This is a genomic window from Bordetella muralis, from assembly GCF_054781015.1.
Map to the genome: position 1 here is coordinate 257,866 of NZ_BAAGVF010000010.1, position 12,209 is coordinate 270,074.

General features: G+C 57.9%; 13 protein-coding genes. 7 read left to right on the forward strand and 6 right to left on the reverse strand.

Annotation, left to right across the window (positions count from 1 at the left end; genetic code table 11):
• The first annotated feature begins 111 nt into the window (after positions 1-111).
• The gene (locus ACYVIT_RS25905; protein WP_415807037.1) at positions 112-669 is read left to right on the forward strand and encodes a GNAT family N-acetyltransferase; all 558 of its coding nucleotides are present in this window, start codon (positions 112-114) and stop codon (positions 667-669) included.
• Between the two features lie 6 nt (positions 670-675).
• On the opposite strand, the gene ACYVIT_RS25910 is transcribed toward ACYVIT_RS25905, so the two are convergent.
• A complete protein-coding gene (locus ACYVIT_RS25910; RefSeq protein ID WP_415807038.1) occupies positions 676-1,848 on the reverse strand; it encodes a vWA domain-containing protein in 1,173 nt (390 codons plus the stop codon).
• Position 1,849: 1 nt separating this feature from the next.
• Positions 1,850-2,722: an AAA family ATPase gene (locus tag ACYVIT_RS25915; protein WP_415807039.1), complete on the reverse strand. Its 873-nt coding sequence runs from the start codon at positions 2,720-2,722 to the stop codon at positions 1,850-1,852.
• Between the two features lie 153 nt (positions 2,723-2,875).
• On the opposite strand from ACYVIT_RS25915, the gene ACYVIT_RS25920 reads away from it, so the two are divergent.
• Entirely contained in the window at positions 2,876-3,217 is a 342-nt protein-coding gene (locus tag ACYVIT_RS25920) for a c-type cytochrome (RefSeq protein ID WP_415807040.1), read from the forward strand.
• Positions 3,218-3,231: 14 nt separating this feature from the next.
• A complete protein-coding gene (locus ACYVIT_RS25925) occupies positions 3,232-3,594 on the forward strand; it encodes a c-type cytochrome (RefSeq protein WP_415807182.1) in 363 nt (120 codons plus the stop codon).
• 75 nt (positions 3,595-3,669) lie between these two features.
• On the opposite strand, the gene ACYVIT_RS25930 is transcribed toward ACYVIT_RS25925, so the two are convergent.
• A complete protein-coding gene (locus ACYVIT_RS25930; RefSeq protein ID WP_094820078.1) occupies positions 3,670-4,095 on the reverse strand; it encodes a DUF1841 family protein in 426 nt (141 codons plus the stop codon).
• Between the two features lie 195 nt (positions 4,096-4,290).
• Here ACYVIT_RS25930 and icd point away from each other — a divergent pair, with 195 nt between their 5' ends.
• The 4 genes from icd (at position 4,291) to ACYVIT_RS25950 (ending at position 10,041) form a co-directional block, all read left to right on the forward strand.
• Complete coding sequence (gene icd, locus ACYVIT_RS25935) at positions 4,291-5,547, forward strand: NADP-dependent isocitrate dehydrogenase (RefSeq protein WP_415807042.1); 1,257 nt, start codon at positions 4,291-4,293, stop codon at positions 5,545-5,547.
• 563 nt (positions 5,548-6,110) lie between these two features.
• Positions 6,111-7,247 (forward strand): porin, encoded by a 1,137-nt coding sequence (locus tag ACYVIT_RS25940; RefSeq protein ID WP_415807043.1) that lies wholly within the window; start codon positions 6,111-6,113, stop codon positions 7,245-7,247.
• Positions 7,248-7,681: 434 nt separating this feature from the next.
• A complete protein-coding gene (locus ACYVIT_RS25945; protein ID WP_415807183.1) occupies positions 7,682-7,960 on the forward strand; it encodes a DUF4212 domain-containing protein in 279 nt (92 codons plus the stop codon).
• Positions 7,960-10,041, forward strand: a complete 2,082-nt coding sequence (locus ACYVIT_RS25950) for a sodium:solute symporter family protein (RefSeq protein ID WP_415807044.1) — start codon at positions 7,960-7,962, stop codon at positions 10,039-10,041. Before ACYVIT_RS25945 ends, ACYVIT_RS25950 begins: the two co-directional genes overlap by 1 nt.
• An 85-nt stretch (positions 10,042-10,126) precedes the next feature.
• Here the strand turns inward: ACYVIT_RS25950 and ACYVIT_RS25955 are convergent, their stop codons facing one another.
• From ACYVIT_RS25955 to trxB, 3 genes are all read right to left on the reverse strand, one after another.
• The gene (locus ACYVIT_RS25955) at positions 10,127-10,456 is read right to left on the reverse strand and encodes a DMT family transporter (RefSeq protein WP_415807045.1); all 330 of its coding nucleotides are present in this window, start codon (positions 10,454-10,456) and stop codon (positions 10,127-10,129) included.
• Positions 10,457-10,531: 75 nt separating this feature from the next.
• Complete coding sequence (locus tag ACYVIT_RS25960) at positions 10,532-11,248, reverse strand: Smr/MutS family protein (RefSeq protein WP_415807047.1); 717 nt, start codon at positions 11,246-11,248, stop codon at positions 10,532-10,534.
• On the reverse strand, positions 11,238-12,194 hold the full coding sequence (gene trxB, locus ACYVIT_RS25965; protein ID WP_415807048.1) for a thioredoxin-disulfide reductase: 957 nt from the start codon (positions 12,192-12,194) through the stop codon (positions 11,238-11,240). Before trxB ends, ACYVIT_RS25960 begins: the two co-directional genes overlap by 11 nt.
• Positions 12,195-12,209 lie beyond the last annotated feature (15 nt).

Here is a 12,209-nt window from a genome sequence, read left to right on the forward strand (position 1 = left end):
CCTGCAAACCTCGCCGTTATAATTTGCCCGAATCAGTATGGCGTCTAGCCCGGCTCAAGGCCGATATGTATGTCGTCTTTCACCCAGAAAGGCGAGCCCCCGGACTTTCCAATGAATCCCCTCCTGTCTCCTGCGTTGCCTGTTGGCGCCACGTTGGTCGAGTGTTCATACGAACGCCACGCTGCGGCCATCCTGGAACTTTTCAATGACGCGATCCTGACCTCGACGGCCTTGTACGACTACAAGCCGCGCACCTTGACCTCGATGCAGGCGTGGTTTCAGGCGAAAGCGGCGGGCGGCTTCCCTGTTGTCGGCTTTGAAAACGAGGCAGGCGAGTTGATGGGCTTTGCCAGTTACGGCTCGTTTCGCGCCTATCCTGCCAACAAATATACGGTAGAGCACTCGGTGTACGTCGAGAGCCGTTTTCGTGGAAGAGGGCTGGCCGAAGCCCTGATGCGTATCGTGATCGATCGCGCCCGGCAGGCGCAACTGCATGTGCTGGTCGGTGGCATTGACGCCACGAATGCGGGCAGTATCAGGCTGCATGAAAAACTCGGCTTCGTGCATGCCGGGACGATACGGCACGCAGGGTTCAAGTTCGGTCGCTGGCTGGATCTCGCGTTTTACCAGTTGATTCTGGATACGCCCGTCGAGCCCGTTGACGGTTGAGCGGAATCATTTCGATAACTGCCGCATCGCCTGTTCCAGGCCGGCTACCGTCACCGGGTACATGCGCTGTTGCATGATGTCGCGCAGCAGTGCGATGGACTGACGGTATTGCCACGATGCCGTGGGCTCGGGGTTGAGCCACGCGGCCTTGGGCCACGTATCAAGCAATCGCCGCAGCCAGACTGCGCCAGGTTCTTTGTTGTAATGCTCGACCGAGCCGCCTGGTTGCAGAATCTCGTACGGACTCATGGTGGCGTCGCCCACGATGATCAGCCGCCAATCGGGGTTGTATTTGCGCAGCACGTCCCAGGTGTCAAAGCGTTCGCTGTTGCGCCGACGGTTGTTTTGCCACAGCGTTTCGTAAGGGCAGTTATGGAAGTAATAGACCTCCAGATTGCGAAACTCGCTGCGCGCTGCAGAAAACAGCTCTTCGACGCGCGCGATATGGTCGTCCATGCTGCCGCCGACATCCAACAGCATGAGGACTTTGACCGTGTTATGGCGTTCGGGTACGAGCCGTAAATCGAGGTGGCCCGCATTGCGTGCCGTACTGGTGATGGTGTCGTCCAGATCCAGTTCCAGTTCTGCGCCCTCGCGTGCAAAACGGCGCAGCCGCCGTAATGCGACTTTGAAATTGCGCGTGCCCAGTTCGATTTGATTGTCGTAGTCGCGAAACTGCCGCATGTCCCAGACTTTCACGCCAGTGCGGTTGCCGGCGGAATCGCCGCCTACGCGAATGCCTTCGGGGTGATAGCCACTATTGCCAAAAGGGGACGTGCCGCCTGTGCCGATCCATTTGTTGCCGCCGGCATGGCGTTCCTTTTGTTCCTCGAGGCGCTCTTTGAAGAGCTCCATCAGTTTGTCCCAGCCGTGCTTTTCGATCGCGGCTTTTTCTTCGGCCGTCAGGCTTTTTTCGAATTGCTTGATCAGCCAGTCGAGCGGGATGTCCTTGTCGGCGGGCAACGCCGCCTCAATGCCGCGATAGTAGGCGCCAAAAGCGGCATCGTAACGGTCGTAGAGCGACTCGTCTTTTACCAGTGCAGTGCGCGCCAGGAAATAAAAGTCATCGAGCGTGGGCGACATGACCTGGTGCTGCAGGGCTTCCAGCAGCGTCAAGTATTCCTTGACCGACACTGGCAGCTTGTGCGCGCGCAGATGGTAGAAGAAGTCGATCAGCATGTCAGCGCCGGGTGTTGCCGCGAGTCATGGCCGCCAGACGTTCCAGCAACTGCACGTCCTGTTCGTTTTTGAGCAGTGCACCCGCCATCATCGGGACGGAGGCTGCAGCGTGCGCTTCGATTTGCGAGGCCGTTGCGCCTTCGGCCAACAGCAGGCGCAGCCAGTCCAACAGCTCGGAGGTGGACGGCTTCTTTTTCAGCCCGGGGGCTTCGCGCAGGGCGAAAAACGTGTCCAGCGCTGCACGCAAGACGTCTTGCTTCAGATCAGGAAAATGCACGTCGACAATGTCGCGCATCGTTTCGCGATCCGGGAAGCGGATATAGTGGAAAAAGCAGCGGCGCAGAAAGGCGTCAGGCAGATCTTTTTCGTTGTTCGAGGTGATGATCACCAGCGGCCGGTGGCGTGCGGCAATGGTTTGACGCGTTTCGTAAACATGGAATTCCATGCGATCGAGTTCGCGCAGCAGGTCATTGGGAAACTCGATATCCGCCTTGTCGATCTCGTCGATCAACAGCACCACGGGCTCGGGCGCGTCAAAGGCCTGCCATAGCGTGCCTTGCACGATGTAGTTGCGGATGTCGCGCACCTTTTCGTCGCCGAGCTGCGAGTCGCGCAAGCGCGATACGGCGTCGTATTCATACAGGCCTTGATGCGCCTTGGTCGTGGACTTGATGTGCCACTGCAGCAGCGGGCGTCCCAGCGCCAGCGCGACTTCTTCGGCGAGCATGGTCTTGCCGGTGCCGGGTTCGCCCTTGATCAGCAAGGGGCGTTGCAGCGTCAGTGCCGCGTTGACGGCCAATTTGAGATCGTCGGTCGCGACGTAGCGGTCGGTTCCTTCGAAGCGGGATGCAGCGGGACTCTGGGCAGCGGACATAGGCGATGGCAGCGAAAGAAGGGCGGAGCATGTCCGCGCGTGGGTTAGTATGGCTCAACGACAATTATCGTACAATCGACCGGGTTTGTAGCTGGGTTCAGGCCCGGCCGCTCATCCCGAGCACAGTTTTCAGCCTTACAAAGAGCCATTCCAATGAAGTTGAAAACCTTTCTGTCCTCGCTGGTTGTAGTGGTGTCCTGTGCGATCGCTGGTCAGGCGGCTGCTGCCGAGGCAGCACCGACTGGCAATATCCAGAACGCCAAAAGCAAAGTGTCCATGTGCATCGGGTGCCATGGCATTCCTGGCTACAAAGCCAGTTTTCCCGAGCTCTATCATGTGCCGATGATTGCTGGCCAGAACGCCAAATACATCGAAGCCGCCCTCAATGAGTACAAAAAAGGCGCGCGCAGCCATCCGACCATGGATGCCATCGCGGGCAGCCTGAGCGACCAGGACATTGCTGATCTGGCCGCCTATTACTCTAATCTCAAGTGATGCGAGGGCACATGATGAAACGCTATACGTTGATCTTGGCAGGGACTATGCTGGCCGCCGCCAGTGGCGGTGTGCAGGCCCAGGATCTGGCCGCCGGTAAAGCGGTATTCGATAAGTTCAACTGCGCCTCGTGTCATGGCGCCGATGCCAAGACATCCGTTGACCCGGCCTATCCTGTGTTGGCAGGGCAGCACGAGGATTATCTTATCCATGCGCTAAAGGCCTACAGGCGAGGTGCCGCCGGCACGGCCGCTACGGCCAACGTACGTAAAAATCCCATCATGGGGGCTTTTGCGGCGCAGTTGTCGGATCAGGACATCGAACACGTGGCGCAGTGGCTGTCCGCGCAGCCCAGCGATCTCGGTGTGCGCAAATAAAGCACGCCAGGTATCGCCGCACCTGCCCGGTTGATTTCTGTTGAGGGTTATGGTCGCCGTCGTTGACGGCGGCCGTTAACGCTCTGCGCGTTGACGAATCAGGTCGATGTAGACATCACTATCGAGTTCAGTGCCAAGTCGCTGGGCTTCCCAGACGACCTGGCCCAGACAGTCCATGATGTCGTGTGCGGCCTGATGCGCGTCGCTGCGCGCGACCAGCTTCTGGTAGGCGGCACGGATTCCGCGCGGGTGATCGATGGACAACTGCTCTGCGATGGCCAAATGCATCGACAGATGCAGAAACGGATTCGTGCGGCCTTTTTCGACCGGATACTCCGCCGTCATGGCCTCGGGGTGTTCCAGATCGCCGTGATATTCGGGGTGCTCAATGATCCAGTCCAGCGCCATCGATTCCAATGGCGTCAGAATTTCATTGGCACGGTGTTTGCGCCAGGTTTCGATAAAGAACTCGCGGACTTGATCCCGGGACGGGTTGAACATGTGACGTAACGTCTGTAGAGACAGAAAGGAAAGTCTTCATTTTACGCCTGCGGGATTTCATCCCTCCGCACGGGCGTCAGAATGGGCGCTAGAATGAGCTACGGTCCGCCGTCTGGCTCGGTGGCTGGCGATAATCATGCTGGCCGCTGCGATCTGGTGGCGAGCGAGCAACCCCCAGGAGCAACAGGAGCATTCATGTCCTACCAACATATCAAGGTTCCCTCTGCGGGCCAGAAAATCACGGTCAATGCTGATTTTTCCCTGAACGTACCTGATCAGGCCATCATCCCCTACATCGAGGGTGACGGTACGGGGGCGGACATTACGCCCGTGATGATCAAGGTCGTGGATGCTGCAGTTCAAAAGGCCTACGGCGGCAAGCGCAAAATCCACTGGATGGAGGTCTACGCTGGCGAAAAGGCCACCAAGGTCTACGGGCCGGATGTGTGGCTGCCTGATGAAACGCTGGATGTGGTCAAAGATTATGTGGTGTCAATCAAAGGACCGTTGACGACACCGGTGGGAGGCGGGATCCGCTCGCTGAACGTGGCGCTGCGCCAGCAGCTCGATCTGTATGTCTGCCTGCGCCCGGTACGTTATTTCAAGGGCGTGCCTTCGCCCGTACGTGAGCCGGAAAAGACCGATATGGTGATCTTCCGCGAAAACTCGGAAGACATCTACGCCGGGATCGAATACGAGGCGGACAGCGAGCAGGCCAAAGAACTGATTCAGTTTCTGCAGACCAAGCTGGGTGTCAAGAAGATCCGTTTTCCCAATACTTCGTCTATCGGCATCAAACCCGTGTCGCGCGAAGGCACCGAACGCCTGGTACGCAAGGCCATTCAATACGCGATCGATAATGACCGGGCATCGGTCACGCTGGTGCACAAGGGCAACATCATGAAGTTCACCGAGGGTGGCTTCCGTGACTGGGGCTATGCGTTGGCACAAAAGGAATTCGGCGCGCAACTGATCGACGGCGGTCCGTGGTGCAAATTCAAAAACCCGAAGACGGGCCGGGAAATCACCATCAAGGACTCCATTGCCGACGCCTTTCTGCAACAGATCCTGTTGCGGCCGGCCGAGTACGACGTTATTGCCACACTGAATCTGAACGGTGACTACATTTCCGACGCCTTGGCCGCGCAGGTCGGCGGGATCGGCATCGCGCCGGGGGCCAACCTGTCTGACTCGGTGGCCATGTTCGAGGCGACGCATGGCACTGCGCCCAAGTACGCCGGCAAAGACTACGTCAATCCGGGTTCAGAGATCTTATCCGCTGAAATGATGCTGCGTCATCTGGGCTGGGTCGAGGCCGCCGATCTGATCATTTCCAGTATGGAGAAATCGATCCTGTCCAAGCACGTCACCTATGATTTTGCCCGTTTGCTCGAGGGCGCGACCCAGGTTTCGTGCTCCGGTTTCGGTCAAGTGATGATCGACCATATGTGAAGCGCTATTCGCGAAACCATGGTTTCGCGGTTTGGATCTTCATGAAAAACCGCCCCTTTGGGCGGTTTTTTTGTTCCATAACATGGTTGTCCACCAGGTCTTCATCGACATGAGCAAATCCTGTCAGATGGTGACGATTTTGGGGTGAGAGAGGGCATTTATTGCGAATCTTTGCGATTCGATGTGTCATGTCATGAGTTATTACCCGGACATATTTAGCCAAAAACTCCCCTTATTCGGCAACATCTGCACTCTAAATAGGCTCAACCCGAAAATTCGAGTTCTTGCGCAAAGCGACCTCATAAGTCGGACTATGTCACCCCATGGTTGTTGTTAACACGCAATAAAGGCTCGATTTCTAAATGTGTCTTAAGTAACTTAATGATTTATTTGAAATCCACAATTTCCTTAAAAAACAACGAATTAATCGTTATGTAAGAAATATTTGGATTCTTTGTGTAGTTCCTGGTTTTGGGGTGGACAAAACGTTTCCCTAAGGTATGGGTTCTGGCGGTCTCCACGGGTGGGGACTAGCGGCTTTCTCTACTGATCGGGATGAGGATATGAAACTAACAAAAACTCTGCTGGCTGGCGCGATCCTCGCCGGCATGGCCGGCACTGCGTACGCTGAAACGCAAGTGACCTTGTACGGTTTGATCGACGTGGGTATCACCTATCAACGCAACAAGGTTGGCACTGAAGACAGCAACCGTGCTTTGTACGGCGGTAACTACCAGTCTCGTATCGGTATGACCAACGGCATCCAGAGCGGCTCGCGCTGGGGTCTGCGTGGTACCGAAGATCTGGGCGATGGCCTGCAAGCCGTGTTCGTGCTGGAAAGCGGTTTCGGTGCCAGCAATGGTAACAGCGCTCAAGGTGGCCGTCTGTTCGGTCGTCAAGCCACCATCGGTCTGCGCAGCGAATCTTGGGGTCAAATTGATTTGGGTCGCCAAACCAACATCGCTTCCAAGTACTTTGCCAGCATCGATCCGTTCTCGCTCAGCTACTTGAACTCGACGATGGGTACGGCGTTCAGCGCCGCCAACACCGTTCGCTACGACAACATGGTCATGTACCAAACCCCGTCGTTCAGCGGTTTCCAAGCCGGTATCGGTTATTCGTTCAACGTGGATGACGAAGAGCGTCCGGGCGAATTCAAGACTGGCGACAACAGCCGTGCGATCACCGCAGGTGTTCGTTACGCGAATGGTCCGTTGAACGTCGCTTTGACGTACGACCAACAGTTCTTGTACCCGAGCCAACCGCAACCGAAGCAATTCATCATTGGCGGTTCGTATGACTTCGAAGTGCTGAAGCTGGCGTTGGCCTATGGCCGCACCTCCGACGGCGTGTTCGCTGGTCAAGACTTTGACGTGATGGGCGGTCTGGGCAATCCCAACACCCCCGCCAAGGGCCAAGGCGGCACGAACGACGCCTTCACCTGGGACGGTCTGAAGATCAACTCGTACTTGGTCGGTGTCAGCGCTCCGATCGGCGGTGCCAGCAACGTCTTCGCTTCGTGGCAACGTGCTGATCCTAACAAGGGTCTGGAAGCCATGGACATCTACAGCCTGGGCTACACCTACGACTTGTCCAAGCGCACCAACCTGTATTCGGTCGCTTCGTATGCTGACGCTGCTGACTTCGTAGACGGCAACAAGGCGCTGACCGTTGGCGTTGGTATCCGTCACCGCTTCTAAGATCTAGGTACGGGTTGCCCTTTTCCGAGCGGAGTCGGGGCACCTTGTTCTTAGCCACCTACTTTGTAGGTGGCTTTTTTTTATCTTCGAAAGCGGTTTTCACGGGAAAACAAGGCCGACGGTTCTGGATGATTTTCTCCTCTAAAATGCACCGTATCGGTGCAAACATGGAGATGTATTTGCGCCACCTTAGGGCATTCCCCTAGTGTGACAATCCCGGTCATGGTGCACAATCATGTTCATGCAGGTGAGGAGACAAATAGCCCACAAAGGGCAACCGGCGGCACCGGTATAAATAACTGGCAGTACCCTAATAAGAGCAAAACGCACAACGGCCGGCACCATCAGGTGCCGGCCGTTGTCGCATATAGCGCTCCGAACGCCAGATGTTGCAAAATGGGCAGACTGCGGCAACGTGGATACCAATGAATAATATGCCGGATTCCCCGAGTTCCACTCCCCCTGCGATGCGGCGCTATTGGCGGCGCAATCTGATCTTGACCGGCGTGCTCCTCCTCTGTTGGATGGCGTTGACGTTTCTTCCTGCTTATTTCGCTCGTGAGCTGTCGTTTGATTTCATCGGCTGGCCATTTGCGTTCTGGATGGCTGCCTATGGGGCGCCGTTGTCTTATCTGGTGCTGATAGGTATCTATGCTCGCCTGATGAATCGGGCCGATGCACAGGCTCGCAGTGATGGCGAGCGGGGCAATTGATGCCATTTTCCGGAGATAACGCACGCGACTTCAAGATCCGGCTGCGCCGCATTTACGTGCTGTATACCGCGGGTTTCGCCCTGCTGATTGTGTTGCTGGCGTTAGCCGAGGTTGCCGGCATGGCACGCGACTGGATTGGCTATGTTTTCCTGCTGGTCACGGTCAGTCTCTACGCCGGTATCGGCATTGTGTGCAGGACGTCCGATCAGGTCGAATACTACGTGGCGGGCCGCCGCGTCCCGGCGGTTTATAACGGTATGGCAACGGCGGCCGACTGGATGTCGGTGGCCTCGTTCATCGGTGTGGCTGGAACGCTATACCTGACGGGATATGGCGGGTTGGCGTACATCATGGGATGGACAGGGGGCTACGTGCTGGTAGCGCTGTTGCTGGCGCCATACCTGCGCAAGTTCGGTCAATACACGATCCCTGATTTCATGGGCGCCCGTTATGGCGGTAATCTGGCGCGCCTGGCCGGGGTGGCGTGCGCAGTGCTGTGCTCGTTTACGTATTTGGTCGCGCAAATTTACGGTGTAGGGATCATCACGACCCGTATGACCGGTATTTCGTTCGAGCTCGGCATTTTTGTCGCGCTGGGCGGCATGTTGGTGTGTTCCTTCCTGGGGGGCATGCGTGCGGTGACGTGGACGCAAGTCGGCCAATACATCATCCTGGTGGTGGCGTATCTGGTGCCCGTCGTGTGGTTGTCGATGAAACACACAGATATGCCGCTGCCGCAGCTGTCGGCGGGAAAGGTGCTGCAAGAAATCACCGAGCGCGAAGCGCAAATGGGCAAGGATGTGTCCGAGTTGCAGGTACGGCAATTATGGAAAGCGCGGGCCGATGAAATGACGCAGCGGCTGCAGGCTCTGCCGCAATCATGGGCCCAAGAAAAAGACCGGTTGCGCAGCCGCCTGGCGCAGTTGGCCGCCGCGAACGCGCCCATGATCGACATCCGTACGGTGGAGCGCGAACTCGAAACCTATCCGGCGAGTGTCGAAGAAGCGCGTGCCGCCTGGTCGCAGGCCAGGGCGATTTACGAGGCCCGTGGCTCGCCGCCTGTGCCTCATGCAGAGCCTTTCCCGTCGAAAGATCCTCAAGAGCGGCAGGATATGCGCACCAATTTCTTGGCGCTGGTGTTATGCCTGATGTTGGGGACAGCCGGCATGCCGCATATCTTGATGCGTTCATACACCACCTCGTCGGTCGTCGAGGCGCGGCGTTCGGTGTGCTGGTCGTTGCTATTTATCCTGCTGCTGTATTTCATGGCGCCAGCGCTGGCGCTGCTGATCAAGTACGAGGTCTACACGCAAGTGGTGGGGTCGAAGTTCGCGTCGTTACCGAGTTGGGTGCATGCCTGGAGTGCGGTGGACGTCAATCTGCTTGATCTGGTCGATGTAAATCGCGATGGCACGGTGCAGTTGGGCGAACTCAGCATGGGCGCCGATGTGGTGGTGTTGGCCATGCCCGAAATCGGCGGCCTGCCCTATGTGATTTCCGGGTTGGTGGCGGCTGGCGGATTGGCTGCGGCGCTGTCGACGGCCGACGGTCTGTTGCTGACTTTGTCGAATTCCCTGTCGCACGATATGTGGTATCGAGTGGTCTCGCCACGTATGTCGGCCGCGCGTCGCGTCATGGTGTCCAAAATACTGTTGCTGGTCGTGGCGTTCGGCGCGGCTTGGGTGGCGGCGCGCAAGCCTGCGGATATCCTGTTTATGGTGTCGGCGGCTTTTTCATTCGCCGCGTCATCGTTTTTCCCCGCATTGGTCATGGGCATCTTTTGGCGCCGGGCCAATAAATGGGGAGCGACGTTCGGCATGGTCGTCGGATTGGCGGTGACATTCACTTATATGGCCCACACGCATCCTTGGCTGCGGGAGTGGGTGTTCGGGATTGACCGGGCCCAGCCGATGGAGTTGTGGTGGGGGATTCAGCCGATTGCGGCAGGTGTATTCGGCGCGCCAGCGGCGTTCTTGACGATCATCGTCGTGTCATTGTTGACGCCGCCGCCCGATCGGGCGACGACGATGTTGGTGCAGTATTTGCGTGAGCCGGATGGCAAGCCGCCCGCATCACCGTGAGCGCACGAGGCGCTTAATAGCCCTTTGACCATGCCATTGTTCAGAGAGCGGCGTGGCGCGTGGATCTGCGCTCCGTTGCCACGTGTCAGTGGCTGACCGATTTCGAGAACACATTCATGATCACCACACCCGCGATGATCAACGCAATGCCCAGGATTGCCGGTGCATCGAGGTGCTGTTTAAAAAACAGCGCGCCCACCAGTGAAATCAGCACGATGCCCACGCCAGACCAGATGGCGTAGGCGATGCCGACGGGTATTTCGCGCAGGGTCAAGGCCAGGAAGTAAAAGGCCACGGCATAACCTGCCACGGTGATCACGGACGGAACCAGCCGAGTAAAACTGCTGGAGCTTTTCAGTGCGCTCGTGGCTATGATTTCAGCCACGATGGCGATGCCCAGATAAACCCATTTCATGTTTGATTCCGAGAAAACCCGGCAACCAGGCCGGAAAGGAAAGCCGCGAGGCGCGGCGTTGCCGGATTGCTCTGATCAGCGTCTGGCCCCGGTCTGGCGCAGCAGGACCAGCAAAGCCCCCGCACCTCCCTCGCGTTCCGAAGCTTGAGAAAAAGCCATGACTTCGGCTTTCTGGACCAGCCAGGTACGCACTTTGTCTTTGAGTACCGGCTCCAGGCCTTGCGACCCGTGGCCCTTGCCGTGCACGATGCGCACGCAACGGATGCCATGTTCCAGGCATTCGTCTAAAAAGGACAGGACGGCATGGCGAGCCTGCTCGACACGCAGGCCATGCAGATCCAACTCTGCGCCGGCGGGCCATTGGCCTCGGCGCAGGTTGCGAGCCGTATCGGGCGCTGCGTCAGCACGCACAAAAGCCGTGCCGCCCTCCGAGAGCAGATGGGCGACTTCGGCCCCATCAGAAAAACCGGCATCGGCGCGGTTAGGTGTCTCGCCCATGGCTGCTGCGCGGCGCATGGCAACGGCAGCGCTGATCGGGGCAAGTCCGTCAGGGGGCTTCCCATGCTGAGGCGAAGCGGCAGGACTGGCCGGCTCGGGTACGCGACGCCCGGATTGTTTGAGTGGCGTGACGGTCTTGGTCGCACGACGGAACGCGTCGGGATCGCTGTCCGCAGCACGGGCCTGCGCCGCCTGGCGCGCAACCCGTGTCGCCTGCTCGGCCCGCGCGCGGGCTTGTTGCGAGGCCTGGTGCAAACGTTTCAGATCACCCAGGCCGCCTTTGCTATTGCGCATTCTCCAGCCACCGCTGTGCGTCCAGAGCCGCCATGCAACCCGTGCCGGCGCTGGTGATGGCTTGGCGGTAGACGTGGTCTTGTACGTCGCCCGCGGCAAAAACGCCGGGCACCGAAGTCATCGTTGCCATGCCTGACAGACCGCTTTTGGTCACGATATAACCGTCTTTCATTTCGAGTTGCCCTTCGAAAATGCCGGTATTCGGTTGATGGCCGATCGCAATGAAGGCGCCCATGACGTCCAGATCTTGGGTTTCGCCGGTTTCGGTGCTGCGAATACGTACGCCAGTCACGCCGCTATCGTCGCCCAGGACTTCGTCCAGCGTATGGAACAGCTTGAGCTCCATATTGCCGTTGGCGACCTTGTCCATCATCTTGTCGACCAGGATAGGTTCGGCGCGGAATTTGTCACGGCGATGAATGACGGTGACCTTGCGGCAGATGTTGGACAGGTAGAGGGCTTCTTCGACTGCGGTATTGCCGCCGCCCACCACGACGACGTCCTTGTTGCGGTAAAAGAACCCGTCGCAGGTCGCGCAGCCCGACACGCCGCGGCCCATGAAGGATTCCTCAGAGGGCAGGCCGAGATATTTGGCCGAAGCGCCTGTCGCAATAATCAGCGCGTCGCAGGTATACAGATTGCCGGTATCGCCTGTCAGCGTGAAGGGGCGCTTGGACAAATCCACCTTGGCGATATGGTCAAACACCATCTCGGTGTTGAATCGCTCGGCATGCTGCTGAAAGCGCTGCATCAGGTCGGGACCTTGTACGCCGTCGACGTCAGCAGGCCAATTATCGACGTCGGTAGTGGTCATCAACTGGCCGCCTTGGGCCAGACCTGTAACCAGGACGGGGGACAAATTTGCCCGTGCCGCATAGACGGCAGCCGTGTAACCGGCGGGGCCGGATCCTAGTATCAAAACTTTAGCGTGTTTGGGCGTGGACATAGATGATTATCTTTA

Excerpts from the sequence above, each read along its gene's own strand:
- ACYVIT_RS25905 (WP_415807037.1), top strand. The coding sequence starts at position 112 with ATGAATCCCCTCCTGTCTCCTGCGTTGCCTGTTGGCGCCACGTTGGTC.
- ACYVIT_RS25910 (WP_415807038.1), bottom strand. The coding sequence starts at position 1,848 with ATGCTGATCGACTTCTTCTACCATCTGCGCGCGCACAAGCTGCCAGTG.
- ACYVIT_RS25915 (WP_415807039.1), bottom strand. The coding sequence starts at position 2,722 with ATGTCCGCTGCCCAGAGTCCCGCTGCATCCCGCTTCGAAGGAACCGAC.
- ACYVIT_RS25920 (WP_415807040.1), top strand. The coding sequence starts at position 2,876 with ATGAAGTTGAAAACCTTTCTGTCCTCGCTGGTTGTAGTGGTGTCCTGT.
- ACYVIT_RS25925 (WP_415807182.1), top strand. The coding sequence starts at position 3,232 with ATGAAACGCTATACGTTGATCTTGGCAGGGACTATGCTGGCCGCCGCC.
- ACYVIT_RS25930 (WP_094820078.1), bottom strand. The coding sequence starts at position 4,095 with ATGTTCAACCCGTCCCGGGATCAAGTCCGCGAGTTCTTTATCGAAACC.
- icd (WP_415807042.1), top strand. The coding sequence starts at position 4,291 with ATGTCCTACCAACATATCAAGGTTCCCTCTGCGGGCCAGAAAATCACG.
- ACYVIT_RS25940 (WP_415807043.1), top strand. The coding sequence starts at position 6,111 with ATGAAACTAACAAAAACTCTGCTGGCTGGCGCGATCCTCGCCGGCATG.
- ACYVIT_RS25945 (WP_415807183.1), top strand. The coding sequence starts at position 7,682 with ATGCCGGATTCCCCGAGTTCCACTCCCCCTGCGATGCGGCGCTATTGG.
- ACYVIT_RS25950 (WP_415807044.1), top strand. The coding sequence starts at position 7,960 with ATGCCATTTTCCGGAGATAACGCACGCGACTTCAAGATCCGGCTGCGC.
- ACYVIT_RS25955 (WP_415807045.1), bottom strand. The coding sequence starts at position 10,456 with ATGAAATGGGTTTATCTGGGCATCGCCATCGTGGCTGAAATCATAGCC.
- ACYVIT_RS25960 (WP_415807047.1), bottom strand. The coding sequence starts at position 11,248 with ATGCGCAATAGCAAAGGCGGCCTGGGTGATCTGAAACGTTTGCACCAG.
- trxB (WP_415807048.1), bottom strand. The coding sequence starts at position 12,194 with ATGTCCACGCCCAAACACGCTAAAGTTTTGATACTAGGATCCGGCCCC.